The organism is Colwellia sp. C2M11, assembly GCF_018860915.1.
GTDB lineage: Bacteria > Pseudomonadota > Gammaproteobacteria > Enterobacterales > Alteromonadaceae > Colwellia.
Window position 1 is genome coordinate 78,072 of sequence record NZ_JAHKQD010000007.1, and the last position, 18,018, is coordinate 96,089.

Below are 18,018 nucleotides of genomic sequence, written 5' to 3' on the forward strand. Positions count from 1 at the left end.
GCAACTAAATTTCGAACAAAGCTATTCTCCTGTGTGTTCACTTATTTTTTATTTTTCTTATTTATTACAAGCCGCTATAGGGTGAACAACTGCTTTGGTAATTTTACCATATTGGTATTTAACAATAGGTTGGTTTATATAACCAGTAAATTTTCTTGGCTTCCATTGAGGTAAAAAAGCATAGTCTGTTGTTAAATTAACAATTAACCCTGTCGATTTTTGACATTTTATTTTGTTCTGGCTCTTAATGTTACTCGGGCTACTCGACGCTTCATTAGCTAAAAGATCATTAGAGAAGTTTTTCTCACGACTCCCTGCGACAACACAAATCCTATTCTCAGCAGCTAGAGACAGAATATTATACTCGACCTCGCTGGGCTCTTGAATATCAAAGGGTAGCAACAATAAATGAATGCCACTCAACGCGGCAACTTTTACTATTTCAGGTAGGTTAGCATCATCGGCTGTTAACATTGCAACAGTAATATTACCTTGCTCTAGTGGCAACGCTATTATAGTTAATTTATCGCCTAATGATGTCCACTGATACCTATTACAAAAGTGTAATTGCTGTTGTGTTGCCAATAAACCTTGTTGATTTATTAGAACCGCCTGATGTATTCCTTCAATAACTAAACTGGTACACACATACTGAAAAGGTCTCAACACTGCACTAATTTTAGTTATGAGCTGTAGGCTCAAACTCGCAATTGTTTTACGTTTTTCAACATCATTTGTTATTGCTTTATCAGCGATAAAAAACAACTCTGGTAATTGAATAATATCGCTAAGATTATTTTCAATATAATGGCAAACATCTTCAATTGCTTCTTCATTAGATTTATAGGTAGCATATATAGCGACATTAGCTGTTTTTGCTATATTTTTATCTACCAAAGCATGCTTATGTAATGCAGATTGATTAATATTTTCTCTTAATGCCTGATATAACTCAGGCCGTAATTGTTTAAGCACTTTAGAGCCATCAGGACGAACTTTATTATGCAGTCCAACTTTTTTACCTGTACCTATTAAATCGATATCAGCAAAAATATAGCCCTCTTTATTATGCTTTATTTGTGCTAGTACTGAACCACTAGGACAAATAATTTGGCTATTCCCTACTCCCGAATTACTCGACTGAGCCGTTTGCGTTGTAAAATCATTAGCTTTGCTTTGAGCAATAAAATCTTGTGATGATTCTTGATGACTTACTTGGTGACGTACCGGATAAATTAATGCACCGATTTTATTAGCTGTCGCGATAAACACGTTATTTTCATAAGCACGAGCAGGATCATATAAACAACTTTGATCAAGCGCAAAGGTGTTAACAGAATTACACAATAACTGCGCGCCACCTAACGCTAATTTTCTCGATTTTTCAAAAGTGATATCATCGTTACCATTTAATAGGCCTAATTTTCCATATGGCGTTGTGGCTACATCTGCAGTTTCGCTTGTACAAATATAAAAGTCATGCTCATGCCCTATCAACGAGTGTTTATCTTTTTGTTGAATAAGCTCTCCTAATGGTGAAAATAAACAAGACGTTACCGTAATATTTGATTTAATAGCGCCATCTTGATGATCACGTGAAGGGTCTCTTCGTAAAGTAACATTAATAACAATATAACAATGATGTTTTATTGCTTGATCAGCAATACATTGTAAGAAACTACCATTGATTTCTAGCGCTGCATTCCATGCTTGATTATGATCACTACACTCACTCAACGTATTACTATATTCAGGAAGAACAATTAGCATGGGTTTACACACCGCAGCGTCATTTATTATACGGATACAAGTTGCTAAATTTTCTTGTGTGCTTGAAGTGGTGGCAAACTGAGTAACGGCTACACGCATAGTTTATACTTTTCCATAGAGCGAATGATTATTTATTTTAAAAATGTGAATTGTATAACAGAACACATTGCACATGATGGGCGTGATAGTACAACACAAAGCACATCAAAAACTATTGCTAAGCTTACATTTGCTAATTTTTAACTATATATGTTACTGCTAGCTATAGTTTTATATGCGTAAACACATCAAGTGTCAGAAAATTTTACACTATATAAAGCGCTTTATGCTCTTGTTAATAAAAACATCCAAAACAAAAGTAAATTACTGATATTTAATAACTAATAACTTAATTGTTAACTAGGCGTAAAAGTTGCATTAATATGTAAATTGTTGGTGTTACTAATGTAAAAGGTGATATTCAACATATAAATTAATAAAAATAAAATAAATTAGGAAGTAACATGTTAAATAAACTTTTTTTAAAAACATTATTCACATTATCATTAGTATTCGCCGTAAGTAACACAGCCAATGCGACGTTAATCACCCAAGATATTTGGCTTGATTCAGGCATTACTACTGAAATTGATTATCAATATATTGGCTTTATTACTATAGATACTGAAATAGCAATTGTTGATGATGTTTTCAATGATGGCTCACTGATATTAGGCACTGTTAGCGCTTGGGTTGATTTTGAATTATTTGGTTTTAATTTTTGGACTGAAGCAGAGGCCATAGCCGCCCCTGGTGCTTTTCCAATGTTTGGTTTCTTTGAAGCCGTATTTGATGTAAATAATTTAGCAGCAGGTATTGAATTATTACAATTTGATGTTACTGAAAATGCAATTAATCAAATTGCTTTCAATGGTTTCATTGATACATTTGTACCTACTGGCTTTCTTGATATTTTCGATCCAACTGGTGCCTTGTACGACTTTGGTGATTTAGCTTTTGGTGAAGCGAGACTTACCGCTGTACCTGAGCCTACCAGTTTACTACTATTTTTAGCCGCTGCAATCGGCTTAACTACACGTAAAAAAGTAAAATAATACGATTAATACACGGTTTAACAATACAAGAGTTATTGCATCGTACAACAAATGATAGTTTTTAATATAAGGCTAAGAGTTAACACTCTTAGCCTTTTTTTATGCCATCAGCTTCGTTATTCGCTATGCTATCAACCTCAACTAGACAGTATTGAAAGCAGTTTAACCATTTAATTCAATATCTAGTCTAAACTACATTAGTAAACCTAGCCCACACAACATTAAATACGGCCATATTATCAATAGACTCCTCATTAGTGCAGTATAGGTAATGAAGTTCCCAACGATAAATTATCAAACTATACCTAAATATAGCTTTATCGCTAATATTTAACCGTAAATACCATATAGGAAACTTATTATTTTTCGTTACTTGTATAGTAAGAAAATGTATACAAGATTATTATTAAATATTTTTTTAAACATAAAAAAACCTCATTGAATTACGCCAATGAGGTTTTTATTTATTTTACTATTTAAACAAATAAACAGTATTGATATTTATTTATAAAGCGAGTGATTAGTTTCCTAATTCAAGTACAGTAGTACCTTCAGCTTCACCGTCAGCATTATAATAAGTAATCGCACCCATATAAATAACTCCTGCATCTAAACGAGAAGTAGAAATGGTTGTATAATTATAACGTCCTTCTATCGCTCTGCGACTTGATGTTATACGTGTAGTGCTTTCAGCTTGATCAGCTACCCAGCCTAACATTGTATAGTTTGTTTCAGCTGCGCCTTTTAAGTCTTTACCATGAACAAAAGCAATATATAAATCGCCGTTGTCACCATTATTTGCTGGAGCAGGATTTGTTAAAATAATGTCTTCATCTGAATCTTCTGAAACAGCACTTTCAACGGCACTACAGCTCCATGCTACACAGTGATAGAAGTAAATATCTAAATTAGCGTCAGCTGCATCAACTAAACCACCACGTAAACTAAAACGTGCCACTTTTGTACCTTCTGGAACAAGAAAGCCATGAAAACCTAATCCAGGTTCATTAAAATCATAAGAACCGTTTGAATCTTGAGAGACTGTACCATTTGCACCAAATGGCGCAACTAAACCAGCATAGTCAATAGATATAGCCCCTGAATAGTTTGTTTTTACAGGGAAACTATAACGTCCTCGCTGCAATTGAGCAGAAACAATAGCAGGCACTTCAATATTAGTATCTGCAACCGCTTTTATCGCAATCGGACTACGGACACTATGACCAGCATTATCAGTCCAAGTGATTGCACCAAATTTCCAAACATCATTCTCACTTAATGCTGTTTTTGCAAATGTTAATGCATAACTTGCCTTACCACCTACTTCAACATCCAATGTGTTACTCGGGTTAACAGCACCGTTAGCATCAAATGTTTGTAACTGCACATCAATTCCTTCAGGCGCTTCAATTGTTGCTGTATAACTTGATGCACTATTTGCAGCATTTGAAACAGTTCTAGTAACCGTTTCTGGTGCTTGTAACTCTGCAACCCCAATTGAAGGTAAATTTAATTGACTAGGATCAAGACTGAATCCAGCTGCAGTTAATGCATCACACTCAATGCCCATGCTCGCAACAAAAGTTTCATTACCTATGCCACATAAAAAAGCAAGGTAGTCAGCAGTATTCGCATCATACAGTAACCCTGGCGTTAACGAGGCAACAGGGTCAACATGACCAGCACCAAAATTAAAAGGATCTGCAGGTGTGATACCATCAGGTTTCATAACATCTTGATAAGCATTGGTCATCATCGCTGATTTTATTTGTGCTGGCGACCAAGTGCTATTTGACTCTGTAAATAATGCCGCGATTCCCGCGATATGAGGAGAAGACATTGAAGTACCTTGTAAGTACCTAAATGAATCACCTGCAGCACTACTGACAGGGTTTTCACTATAAGCCGCTAATATTTTAACACCTGGCGCTGTAATGTCAGGTTTAATAATATCGTAACTTGCTGTGTTTGGCCCAAGAGAAGAGAAGTCTCCCATTATATTACCAATCACTGGTGTTGGAGAGAATATTTCTGGTGACATTGTCACCTCAAGCACTTCCCCGCCAGTAATCGCTGCATTGAGTGATTCTCCATTACTTTTACTAATCATAAAACCTGGAATTTCAAAAGTACCATCACCCCCCATAACGATAGGCGTATCATCTGTGCTATAAACAATAACAGCGGTCGCACCAGCAAGTTGAGCACGTTCAACTTTTTCGGTAAACGCACAAGAACCACGACTAATTAACGCAATTTTACCTGCGATTTCGGCAGAGTTATCAAGCGCTGTAGCTAAACCACTATCAAAACAGGCTAATAAAGGCTCTGCAACCACTACATTACCAATAATAGCACCAGTTTCGCCTAATGGTTTAGTGATAGCCCCTTCAGCCGCCACGATAATCTCTTCTGGATCACGTGATGAAATTTTTATACCTTGTGTTATAGCAGTACCATCATAAGTTGAAGCCGCAACACTAGTTATCCAAGGAGCTGGTGTGCCAACAGTTTCAGGTCCATCTTGACCACTATTACCTGCAGAAACCGCAACAAAAACACCTGCATCTACTGCGCGTAGCATTGCCGCTGTGGGTGGTACTGTTAAATCAGTTAAACTACCGCCAATTGAATAATTCAAAACATTGACACCATCAGCAACGGCTTGATCTATCGCCGCCATGGTATCACCGTAAAAACAACCGGCTTCATCATCCCCTGTAATAGGATCTTTGTACGCGTCATTCCAACATACTTTATAAGCAGCAATACGCGCCCTAGGAGCCATACCAGAAACCGTACCTGTGCTAGCTTCATAGCCATTAATATTAATGGAACTCGCAACACCTTCATTACCTGCGGCAGTACCAGCAGTATGACTACCATGACCAGCCGCATCTCTTGGAGACTCAACTTCACCTAATTCATATTGAATGTCATAAACAGCTTCAAAAGAGTCTTTGAAGTATCGAGCACCAATAAGTTTATTATTACAATTAAAGGTTTCATCTAAACCTGAATCACAAGCACCTAACCAACCAAGTGTTGAAGGGTCGCTATAGCTGCCATCATCAGAAAAACTCGGGTTTTCTGGCCAAATACCGGTATCAATAATTCCAACAACAACATCTTCACCTTTAATACCGAGTGAATGTTGACCGCTGCCTGAGGTTAGCCCCAAAAATTCAGGTGTATTTGCAGTGGAAACACGTTGAACTTTATCTTCCCAAACACCAACAACGTCTGGATGAGATTCTAATGCTGCTTTTTGTGTCGGTGACAATATGGCACTAAAACCATTAAAGGTATGCTTAAATGAATAGTTGATATCAATGGCACCTATTTCATTAGCAATAGCTTTTTGCTTTGACTCTAATGCTAATTGATAAGCAACCATTGCAGGTGTATTCGCGTTGTAGTTGTTGCCAGCAACAGCTACTTGCTGGTTACTAGGTAGTAGCTCACCAATATTTCGAGCTTGTTCAACACCTGTTTGCCCTTTAATTTGTACAATATAGCTTTTACTTTCTGTAGCCTGCGTTAAATTTTCACCCGCAAGAACTAATCGACTGCTATCTACTATCACTTCATTAGCATTCGCGGACGTTGCTAAAATGAGTGTAATGACACTTCCTATCATGGATCGTTTAAGTTGCATTTATTACTCCAATTATTATTATTTATTCGCTAAACATAGATATTATTATCTTTACCTTACATACCAGTATGTAAAAAATATACTTTCTTCCATACCAAGGTAATTAGCGATAATAAAATGAAGCAATAACAATGCCTTTGTTGCAAAATTATGAAATTCATTACAACAAGGTAATAAAAATGTTACAAAAGTATACAAACGTAAAACAAGTGTAAAAAAACTTTACACTTATATCTTATATTAAACGAATATAAAACAAACGATAGCGTTTTTAATGACAACAAAAGAATAAAAAACAAAATTAAGAACAACAAAATTAAATTAAACAAAATAAAGTTCTAAGTAATGTTTTTGTTTCTTTATGATTTATGTAAAATAACCTGACAAAGTGTTTATACTGCTTAAATTATAGACACAAATACTTACATAATTTTCAGACAAAGAGTAAGTATTTCACTAATTTATCAGTTCTTTATTGTCCTAATGGTGTAAATAATTAATTACTGTTAATTTAACGAGTAATAATTAAGTGTGGCTTTAGGTTTACAATGACATTTTTCAGCAATAATAAATATACGATCTGTGGAATAGCGGCAATATTACTTTGGAGTTGTCTCGTTGCACTTATAAGGGACGTTTCAGAAATATTTAGTCCCATTGGTGGTGCAGCAATGATATATTCGATCAGCGTTATATTTTTAATGCTAATAATGGGATTACCAAAATTAAAGGATTTCCCACCTCGTTACCTTATTCTTGGCGCTATATTATTTGTATCTTATGAAGTTTGCCTTGCCTTATCTTTGGGAATGGCGAATACCAGACATCAAGCAATGGAAATGGCTGTTATTAATTATTTATGGCCTGCTATCACCATATTATTAACGGTGTTTTCAGGCCGTAAAAAAGTAAGTCTCTGGGTTTATCCCAGTGTGTTAATTGCTTTTGTTGGTGTCGCATGGTGTATAACTGGCGATAATGATGTTTCAGTTGCTGTTTTAATGAATAATTTTTCTGATAACCCAATAACGTATTTAATGGCATTTTCAGCGGCATTTATCTGGGCTGTTTACTGCATAATCACCCAAAAACTGAGTAATGGTAAAAATGCGATCACCTTATTTTTTACTGCAACTGCGATTATATTGTGGATTCAATATGCCTTGAGTGACGAGCCGCCATTAACATTCTCAATGAGCTCTACTGTCATTCTGTTAATTGCTGGCATTGTTATTGGTAGCGGGTATGCTTTGTGGAATAAAGCGATTATAGGCGGTAATTTGATGCTACTCGGTACCATATCTTATTTTACACCGGTTTTTTCTACTATTATTTCTGCTTTTTATTTATCTATTACCCTCAGCCAATCATTCTGGCAAGGTGTATTTTTAGTCACTCTCGGCTCACTAATTTGTTATTTTGTTACCAGAGAAAAAAGCCCAAAGTGTAAAGATATCGTACTTACATAACAGGCATAGCAAGATCAAATTTTTTAACTGAGCAAATATAAATATTTACTCAGTTAATGCTTGGTTTATAATTTATATATTTTTTACTAGATTTTAATCAAACAAACCTAAACGTCACTCATTCTGTCTAGTAGCTTTACATGGCTGCACGAAAAATGTTACAAATTTCTTCGTGGCTTGCTTGTCTGGGGTTAGTTAGGCTACACACATCTTTTAACGCGTTTTCAGCTAATAAATTTATATCACCGTCTTTCGCACCAAGCTCTATTAAACCAGCTGGGATTCCTACTTTTTGGCTTAATGTTTCAATAGCACTAATGGCAGCGTTTGCGCCTTCCTCTGCAGACATATTAAAAACATTTACCCCCATACTATTCGCAATATCTTTCAAACGTTCAGGGCATACTTTTGCATTGTAGCGTTGTACATGTGGTAATAAAACGGCGTTACAAACGCCATGAGGCAAATCATAAAAACCACCTAATTGGTGAGCCATCGCATGAACATAGCCTAATGAAGCGTTATTAAATGCCATACCTGCCATAAACTGAGCGTAAGCCATTTGTTCTCTTGCTTCAATATTTTCGCCATTTGCCACTGCTGTTGGTAAATTTGCTTGAATAAGCTCAATTGCTTTAAGAGCAACAGCATCAGTAATGGGTGTTGCGCCTGTAGAAACATATGCTTCAATAGCATGTGTTAAAGCATCCATACCTGTTGCAGCGGTTAATGATGCTGGCATACCAACCATAAGAGAAGGATCATTGACCGATAACATTGGCGTGGAATGTTTATCAACAATTGCCATTTTTACATGACGTTTTTCGTCAGTGATAATAACAAAACGAGTCATTTCTGATGCTGTCCCCGCAGTAGTATTAATCGCAACTAAAGGTAACTGAGGCTTTTTAGATACATCTATGCCTTCATAATCTGCAATTTGGCCACCATTACTCGCAACTAAAGCAATACCTTTAGCACAATCATGTGGTGAACCACCACCTAACGAAACGACAAAATCGCAATCATTTTGCTTAAGCATAGCTAATCCAGCATTAACATTACTGACAGTTGGGTTAGGATGTACTTGATCAAAAACAACACTCGATATCTGTTCTTTATCGAGTAAATCAGTAAATTTTTTTACTATACCTATTTTGCTTAATACACTATCACTAACAATTAAACCCTGCTTAAATCCTTGATCTTTTATATAATTAATCGCCTCGACTAAGCAGCCACTACCCATAACATTTAACGCTGGCATATAAAATGATGTACTCATGAAATTCTCCTTTAGTGAACCTGATAAAACCAATAGTTATTTGTACCATAAAAAGAACATGAATTAATTGATCTAAAATATATCTTTATCATTCACTACCGTTATGCCTAAAAGTCCGATATCTTTTGTTGTTTATCATCCAATAAACAACAAAAGCTCCAACACTTATAGAAAAATTTAAAGCTTAGTTTGTAAAATATATATAGACTTACCCATTAGTTTTTTAATTATCAATACAAGATTACTCAACCAGAGATCAGGTTAATTATATAGGAGCACTTAGTGCCAAAAATTTCACTTAAATCAAACAAAAACATTACCGCGCCAATAGCTAAAAAAATTCCACATAAAATGGAAATTCATAATCATCAACGGATCGATAATTATTATTGGATGCGAGATGATCAACGCAGCGATGAAAGTATTTTGGCGCACCTTGCAAGTGAAAATAATTATGCTGATGCTATGCTGTCAGAGCAAGAACCATTACAAGAGCTACTTTTTGAAGAGCTCAAAGCTCGCGTAGTAAAAGACGATAATACTGTGCCTGCAAAAGATGGAAAATATTGGTATCACAGCGAAATTCATGGTGAACAAGAATTTTCAAATCATTATCGTTCAACAAGCTTTTCAGGTGATAACAAACATCTACTATTAGATGTAAATGAAAGAGCTAAAGGTCATGAGTTTTATGATTTAGGTGATATGTCTATCAGCCCTAATGATCAACTATTATCGGTATCTGAAGACACCGACAGCCGTCGTATTTATACCATCCACTTTAAAGATTTAACTAAGCCTACAGACTTTCCAAACCCATATTTATCAGATGTCCTTGTCGAAACTGAAGGACAAATTGTTTGGGCTAATGATAATCAAACCGTTTTCTATGTAAAAAAAGATCTAGAGACCTTATTGGGTACACAGGTTTTCCGTCATAAGCTAGGTACACCTCAATCTGATGATGTTCTTGTGTATGAAGAAAAAGATCATAGCTTTTATATGAGTTTAGATAAAAGTAGAGACGATTCTCAACTTTACATTTGTTTACACGCCACGGAGTCTACTCACTATCTATTTCTTAATGCAAATGAGCCAAATGGTGAGTTTATCGAATTGCTGCCTTATCAAGAGCAACATGAATATCATGCGGATAAAATGGGAGAATATTTTTATATTGTCAGTAACTACCAAGCTAAAAACTTTAAGCTAATGAAAGTTGCGGTTGATAAAATTAGTGATATAAATCACTGGCAAGAAGTGATTCCTCATCGAGAAAATGTGTTATTAGAGGGTGTTGAATTATTTCATAACTTTATCGTAACCACTGAGCGAGAAAATGGTCAGATTAGATTTATCGTTCACACAATTAATGGTACTAATGCTGGTAATCAGTATCCATTATCATTTGATGATCCTTGCTACTTTGCTTGCTTGGGTGATAACCCAGAGCCAAACAGTGCAATCGCACGGTTATATTATTCTAGTTTGACCACACCTGGCTCTTTGTATGAATTTAACTTAGCAACTGGTGAACGAAAACGGTTAAAACAACAGAAGGTTTTAGGTGATTTTAATAAAGACCATTATCAATCAGAGCGTTTATTTATTACGGCTCGTGATGGCGTAAAAATACCAGTATCAATTGTTTATCGCACGGATATGTTCAAAAAAGATGGTACTAACCCACTCCTTCAATACGGTTATGGTGCTTATGGTATCACTATAGATCCTAATTTTTCTAGCCAAACCTTAAGCTTGTTAGACCGAGGCTTTGTCTATGTTATCGCCCATATTCGTGGCTCTGAAATGTTAGGTAGACAATGGTATGAAACAGGTAAAATGGCACATAAGCAAAATACTTTTAATGATTTTATTGATGTTACTAAAGCATTAGTAACTCAAGGATATGGTGCTAAAGATAAAATATTTGCTTCAGGTGGAAGCGCAGGCGGTTTATTAATGGGAGCCATAGTAAACCAAGCCCCTGAGCTATATTTAGGTATTGGCGCGCATGTACCATTTCTAGATGTATTAACTACCATGCTTGATGAAACGATCCCACTAACCACCAATGAATATGACGAATGGGGTAATCCAAACGAAGAGCAAGCATACAAAAATATTTTAGCTTATTCGCCTATTGATAACATTAAGGCACAACATTACCCTAATATACTGGTAACGACAGGCTTACATGACTCTCAAGTTCAGTACTTTGAACCAATGAAATGGGTGGCAAAAATGAGAGAACTGAAAACAGACGACAATATATTATTGTTTAAAACAGATATGGATGCAGGCCATGGCGGTGCTTCTGGACGCTTTAAGCGCTTAAAAGAAGTTGCTTTAGAAATGAGTTTCTTTATTTCGCTATTACCAGAATAGAACAAAATAATAAGTTGAACGTTAAAAATGTCTAAATTACAGCAACTAACAATGGTGGTTAACTCATATGTTGTTGCTGGCGTTTTAACGCTTTGTTTTTAATTATGGGGTCAACTTGTGTTAATTTATCTTGTGGAGTGGCATAAAGGTTAAGCCCACTAAAAAGGCTTTTTAATTTAGCTGCATCATAGTCTTGCTCAATTTTTTTAATGACTAATTGATGTTTTTCTGGATATAACGCTTCGACTGATTGTGAAATCAATTCAAATAATTTTTTCAAATTAATCTTATGTATTTGCCCTGTTTTATTAAAAATCCATTCGGTAATCGCCATAAAATCATCAAAAGGCTCATCAGTCAATATATGCGGTAATGAGTACTTAAAACGTCCTGAATTACCTATCATGTCCCAATATCGAGCAAAGCGGTTAATACGTTGCATGGTAGAAAAGCTTACTCTATCAGTACTTAATATATTAAATGGCGGTAAAGGATTAAACCTCAAATCAAAAGCTTCTGTATGTCTAATAATCGGGCTACCTTTTAAGCGTTTTAAAATACCCATTTGAATTTCGTGCGGACGACAATGATAAAGCTGATTAAAACTATCTTTGAAAGTGTCGAAGGTTTCGCCTGGTAAACCAAAAATCAGATCAGCATGAATGTGCGCATGAGTATTATCTTTTAGCCAAATTAAATTATCTTTCGACTTTGCATTATTTTGTTTACGGCTAATATTCTTTTGAACTTCGGTATTAAAGGTTTGTATGCCAATTTCAAATTGTAAACTGCCTTCAGGAAACTGTGCTAATAATTCTTTTAACTTTCGAGGAAGGTGATCAGGTACCACTTCAAAATGTAGATAAAGATCGTCAGTCATGCGGTCTAAGAAAAACTGCATAATATGCATTGTGGTATTAATATTTAAATTAAAGGTTCTATCAATGAATTTAAAATTACGCGCACCTCGTAGATAAAGAATGTCCATTTGCTCAAGAAATACCGTTATTTCAAAAGGTACTGATGTTTTATCTAAAGATGATAAACAAAACTCGCATTTAAATGGACAGCCCCGTGACGCTTCAACATAAAGTAAACGATGGGTCAAATCTTCATCGGTATAATACTCATACGGTAGCGCTAATTCTTTTAACTCAACCGGTTTCGAGTGAACTATTTTTTTATTTGGTGGCGTATTGTTGATTATATCTTTACAAAGCTGATAAAAACTTAAATCGGCAGGCCCTGTTAATACATAATCTGCACACTGAACTATTGCTTGTTGTTCAGTTTCATAACTAACTTCTGGACCACCTAAAATAATTTTTATTTCAGGTGCAATCACTTTTAATAAATTAACAACATCGGTTGTTTCCACTATGTTCCAAATATAGACACCAAAACCGACTATATCAGGCTTTGTCTCCAAAATTTGTTCGACAATATCAATGGGACGAGTTTGAATAATAAACTCTTTTATTTCACAATATTGCTGTAGTTCTTGTAAATTGGCATAAAGATAACGTAGCCCAAAACTTGTGTGAAAATAACGTGCGTTAAGTGTTGCTAATACAATTTTAGGTGAAGATTTAGCTATTCTATCATTTATTTCTAAAGAGGCTTGGTGAGTATTTTGAATAGACTCTATTGGCACAGGCGATGTTAATAGTTCACTATTATCATCAGTTAAATGAATTTGCGTAACCTTGAGTTCAGGGTGATGCTTTTGCTCTGCCATTCTATGTGTTAACTGCTTTTATTAATATGACTGCAATTATACGTTGATTGCTCACATTATTCAGTAATCTTATTTTCACATCAACAATGTCACTGAATAGTGTTAGATATCTTTGCTAGCCATATTCATTCAATATGAGTATTTATATTTCATCATGATGATTTATCGTCACCATCTTGGTAATGTTTAAAAGCATTTCGGCCTGCACGTTTTACTTGATACAGCGCTATGTCGGCTTTTCTCAGTAAATCTTCAATAGAATCATCACCTGCAGGATCAGAAATAGCAATACCAATACTCAACGATACTTGTCGCTTCAGAATACCATTGGAAAATACATCACTAATCGCTTCAAAAATATTATTAGCTATTAAAGTAGCATCTTCTGAAGATTTAATTTCTGATAAGATTAAGACAAACTCATCTCCTCCTTGACGGGCTAGCGTATCAGTCCCTCGCAGACACGACTTTAATTTACTTGATAACCATATAAGTAAATCATCGCCAACATCATGACCATATTCGTCATTAACGAGTTTAAAATGGTCAACATCAATATACATAAGCGCAAATGGTCGCTTATATCGACGGCTTAATTCATAAGTACGCGCTAGTCTATCTTTTAAGAATCGACGGTTAGGTAACCCTGTTAATTCATCATGACTTGCTTGATGTAATACTTGTTTTTGAAGTTCCTTACGAACAGTAATATTTTCAATTTGAGAAACGAAATGAACTGGTTTCCCTTTAATATCAACTACCATAGATACACTAAGAAACGCCCAAACAATAGAGCCATCTTTGCAGAAATACCGTTTTTCCATTTGATAGCTTTTTATTTCTCCCGCAACAAGTGCCGTTAGATGTTCAAGATCTAAATTAAGATCTTCTGGGTGAGTAATATCTTGAAAAGTTAACTTAAGGAGTTCTTCCTCACTGTATTGCAACATATTGAGCAAAGACGGATTCACTTCAATCCATTCACCATTTAGCCCTACAAGTGCAATCCCCATTGCTGCTGTTTCAAATGCACCTCGAAAGCGTAGATCACTTTCGGTAAGTGCTAGTTCTAATTTTTTCTGTTCAGTAATATCGGTATGAGTTCCTATACTACGGGCAACACGCCCATCGTCAGTCCAACTAACCGCGTCTCCTCGACAAAGAATCCATATCCACTTACCATCTTTCGCTTGAAGCCTTTGCTCTAGATTATAAATATTCGTTTTACCACTAACAAAATTTGCAATTGCTACTTCAGCACGTTCCCAATCTTCCGGATGAAGTAAGCGTTTCCATTCTGAAAATTCATTTTTAATTTCATCGTCAGCATAGCCAAGCATAGACTTCCATTTAGTATCGAAAGTGACACTATTAGTAAGGTTGTCCCAATCCCAAACACCATGTTCGGCACCAGACAATGCCGACTTCCATCGAAACTCTGTTTCTGAAAGTTCTTTATTCATAGATTCTGCTTTTGCTTCAGCACGATTTTTACTGGTAGATAAAGACCAAACAACTAATGTTAGTAATAATGAAAATAAGCTACCTATCAATAAAACAATGATTCCTTCAGTATTAACATGAGACTGAACAAAGTTCTTATCTGCTGAAAACACAACAGTCCATATTCGCTGAGCAATAACTAGTTGCTCCGTTTGCTGAAACGCCATCTCCTCAAATTCTTGCGCATTTTTCATTGAAGAATATAGTTGCGTCTTTTTATTTATGACCGTGCCATCATATATATTTAAATTAATCTTTAGTTTATCGGATAAAATCCCTTCCATCAGTATGTCCATACTAAACGGAGCATAAACCCACCCATATAAATTTTCGGGGATTACGCCAACCTGCTCGTCATTATCCTGGTAAACAGGTAGGTATAACAAGACTCCTGAGATAGGACCACGATCGACGTCTTGTACCAAACTTACTTTACCCGAAAGCGCTAGCTTATTTGTAGCTCTAGACTTATCCATTGCTGCACGTCTGACTTTTTCTGAATACATATCAAAGCCAAAAGCATTCAAATTATTTCCGCTAAATGGCTCAAGATATATTATAGAAGTATATTGTTCTCGCTCCCCTTTAGGCAACATCACATAATTTGGAAATCCTTCCGCACGAATGCTCGCTATATGCTCTGCACGTTGACTGGGTGCAATAGAAAGGGAAAATCCAACCCCTAAAATACCGGGATAGGTATGTTCTAGTGCAAGTTCTTCAGTGTAAGCTTTAAATTCAGTACGATTAACGTTATCTGAGGCAACAAACAATCCTTTTATCCCTCGCAGTACTTGCTGATATGTTTCCATCTGTTTTTGTATGTTCAAGAGACTCTTATCAGTCTCTTGTTCAAAACGTAATTGGTCTTCCATAAACACTACATCAACCGCGTTACGCCATTCTATTATTGTTAATGAAAGCCCTAAAGTAAGTACAGCAATACTTAATACTGTTGTGCGGGTTAAACGACCTATATTTTTAGAAAAAGTTTTTGTTTTATTCATCATTACTTTTTTGTGCCTAAATACTGATTGCATTCAATGACTGATTCATCTGGATAAACTCAATCATTGTGTATCGCAAAATCAAAAATGCTATTTAACAAAAATTAATTTGATGAATAATTTTGCGCTAATTTTTTGAATTCTAAGCCATGATTAAATATATTAACAGTGCTCCGCTCGCTTATATTCACTCATCCGATGTTCTAAATAATTAAATACAACTCGATATAACAGTAGACCCTATTCAAATAATTAGCACGATAAAACTTAAATTTATAAAAAATTTAAACTGAGTTGAATTAACGTTACACATATATGAACTTATTTTATTCAATAAAATTTCAAGTAAAATAATTCACTGAAGATTAAAGTTTTATTTCAAAATTGTACTCATTAAATTAATAAATAATGTACCTTTAATCATTTAAAACCTATTGTGTACTTATATTATGTACTTATCTCGCAAATATCAGCAAAGGCCTAATTATGTTAAAAACCATTATGTTATTTATTTTTAGTACATTTTTAGCAACTCTGCTTGTTTCTATTGTGTCTACTCAAATAATATTAGCTGAGGTGCAATCATTTGGACTTAGTATTTCTACAGAAATACGGGTCAATGCTACCATTGAAGATCTACTTGGATTAGCGCCAGCTTTGTACCTATTGATTTCTATTGGTTTTTTAGTTGGTTTTATTATTGCTAAATATGCTTATCAATTGATTGGAGGTAACAGAATTCTTTGGTATGTTGGCGTGGGAATCACTTCTTTTCCTATAACAATTCATCTCATTCAATACGTTATGGGATTAACGCCAATCGCTTCGGCACGAACTCCTCTAGGACTCTTTTTAACGACTTGCTGCTGTATCATTTCTGCATGGCTATTTGCCTTTTTAACATCACATTCTGCTGCTCAACCTAGTTACTTGGGAAATAATAATGAACAATAATACCCTGACAATAAAAAAACTCTGCATGAGCTTCTGTATGTTGATTACCAGTACTATTAGTTGTGCGGAAACACAAAACAAAGAATACAAGGTATCTACGATAGTCGAAAACTTGAAATATCCTTGGTCGATCGCCTTTTTGCCTAATAATGATATGTTAGTGACTGAACGTATAGGCGTCTTAAGAGTAATTAGAGAAGGTAAGCTACTTGAAAAATCCGTTTCTGGCTTACCTAATATTTATGTCGATGGCCCTGCAGGTTTATTCGATATTTTGTTAGATCCAGACTTTGAAAAAAATAAAAAACTTTATATCTCGTACAGTGCTGGCACAAAAAGCAACAATTTTGTTTCTGTAATGAGTGCTACATTACAAGGACTGTCATTACAACATCAGAAAGTGATATTTACAGGTTCAAGTAGAAATACGCCACATCATCATGGCGCAAGAATGACCTTTTTACCTGATGGTACGCTACTAATTACAGCAGGTGACGGCTTTAATTTCCGTGAACAAGCACAATCCCTACAAAGCATGTTAGGAAAAGTACTGAGAATTAATACTGATGGCAGCATTCCTAAAGATAATCCATTTGTTCATCAAAATAATGTAAGGCCTGAAATATACAGTTATGGTCATCGAAATCCACAAGCTATTTTAGTCAGTAAAACGGGAGAAGTTTGGCTCCATGAACATGGCCCACAAGGGGGTGATGAATTAAACTTACTTAAATCAGGTCATAATTACGGCTGGCCTGCTATTAGTTATGGCATCGACTATTCAGGGGCGTTAATTTCACCTTTTACCGAAGCAAAAGGCATGGAGCAACCGGTTACCTATTGGATACCTTCAATTGCGCCTGCTGGAATGACCGAATATCAAGGTGATATTTTTCCACAGTGGCAAGGAAACTTATTTATTGCCGCTCTCGCAGGAAAAAGTGTGCGACGTTTAAGCCTAGATGATAATAAAGTGATTGCAGAAGAAACGCTGTTAGCTGAGCGCCAACAGCGAATAAGAGATATAAGAACAAGCCCCGATGGCTACTTGTATATTTTAACAGACAGCGAACAAGGACAATTATTAAAGCTATCTCCTAACCTATAAAAATTAAGCTAAAGCCACTAATAACATAATTTCAATCAATTAAA

General features: G+C 35.4%; 10 protein-coding genes. 5 read left to right on the plus strand and 5 right to left on the minus strand.

What is annotated here, in order from left to right:
• Nucleotides 1-57: 57 nt before the first annotated feature.
• The gene (locus tag KO509_RS01655; protein ID WP_215971546.1) at nucleotides 58-1,869 is read right to left on the minus strand and encodes a nitrilase-related carbon-nitrogen hydrolase; all 1,812 of its coding nucleotides are present in this window, start codon (nucleotides 1,867-1,869) and stop codon (nucleotides 58-60) included.
• A gap of 404 nt (nucleotides 1,870-2,273) precedes the next feature.
• Here KO509_RS01655 and KO509_RS01660 point away from each other — a divergent pair, with 404 nt between their 5' ends.
• Entirely contained in the window at nucleotides 2,274-2,864 is a 591-nt protein-coding gene (locus KO509_RS01660) for a PEP-CTERM sorting domain-containing protein (protein ID WP_215971547.1), read from the plus strand.
• 520 nt (nucleotides 2,865-3,384) lie between these two features.
• On the opposite strand, the gene KO509_RS01665 is transcribed toward KO509_RS01660, so the two are convergent.
• Nucleotides 3,385-6,522, minus strand: coding sequence for a S8 family serine peptidase (locus tag KO509_RS01665; RefSeq protein ID WP_215971548.1), 3,138 nt, complete (start codon nucleotides 6,520-6,522; stop codon nucleotides 3,385-3,387).
• Nucleotides 6,523-7,070: 548 nt separating this feature from the next.
• Here KO509_RS01665 and yddG point away from each other — a divergent pair.
• Nucleotides 7,071-7,991: an aromatic amino acid DMT transporter YddG gene (gene yddG / locus KO509_RS01670; protein ID WP_215971549.1), complete on the plus strand. Its 921-nt coding sequence runs from the start codon at nucleotides 7,071-7,073 to the stop codon at nucleotides 7,989-7,991.
• Nucleotides 7,992-8,127: 136 nt separating this feature from the next.
• Here the strand turns inward: yddG and yiaY are convergent, their stop codons facing one another.
• Complete coding sequence (gene yiaY / locus KO509_RS01675; protein ID WP_215971550.1) at nucleotides 8,128-9,276, minus strand: L-threonine dehydrogenase; 1,149 nt, start codon at nucleotides 9,274-9,276, stop codon at nucleotides 8,128-8,130.
• A gap of 282 nt (nucleotides 9,277-9,558) precedes the next feature.
• Here yiaY and KO509_RS01680 point away from each other — a divergent pair, with 282 nt between their 5' ends.
• Entirely contained in the window at nucleotides 9,559-11,664 is a 2,106-nt protein-coding gene (locus KO509_RS01680) for a S9 family peptidase (protein WP_215971551.1), read from the plus strand.
• Nucleotides 11,665-11,722: 58 nt separating this feature from the next.
• Here KO509_RS01680 and KO509_RS01685 read toward each other — a convergent pair whose 3' ends face one another.
• On the minus strand, nucleotides 11,723-13,402 hold the full coding sequence (locus tag KO509_RS01685; protein WP_215971552.1) for a DUF4080 domain-containing protein: 1,680 nt from the start codon (nucleotides 13,400-13,402) through the stop codon (nucleotides 11,723-11,725).
• 152 nt (nucleotides 13,403-13,554) lie between these two features.
• Nucleotides 13,555-15,915, minus strand: a complete 2,361-nt coding sequence (locus tag KO509_RS01690) for a CHASE domain-containing protein (RefSeq protein WP_215971553.1) — start codon at nucleotides 15,913-15,915, stop codon at nucleotides 13,555-13,557.
• 483 nt (nucleotides 15,916-16,398) lie between these two features.
• Between KO509_RS01690 and KO509_RS01695 the strand changes: the two genes are divergently transcribed.
• Together KO509_RS01695 and KO509_RS01700 are read left to right on the plus strand one after the other, a co-directional pair.
• Nucleotides 16,399-16,866: a hypothetical protein gene (locus tag KO509_RS01695; RefSeq protein WP_215971554.1), complete on the plus strand. Its 468-nt coding sequence runs from the start codon at nucleotides 16,399-16,401 to the stop codon at nucleotides 16,864-16,866.
• Nucleotides 16,856-17,974, plus strand: a complete 1,119-nt coding sequence (locus KO509_RS01700) for a PQQ-dependent sugar dehydrogenase (protein ID WP_215971555.1) — start codon at nucleotides 16,856-16,858, stop codon at nucleotides 17,972-17,974. The genes KO509_RS01695 and KO509_RS01700 overlap by 11 nt, the downstream gene beginning before the upstream one ends.
• The last annotated feature ends 44 nt before the right edge of the window (nucleotides 17,975-18,018 follow it).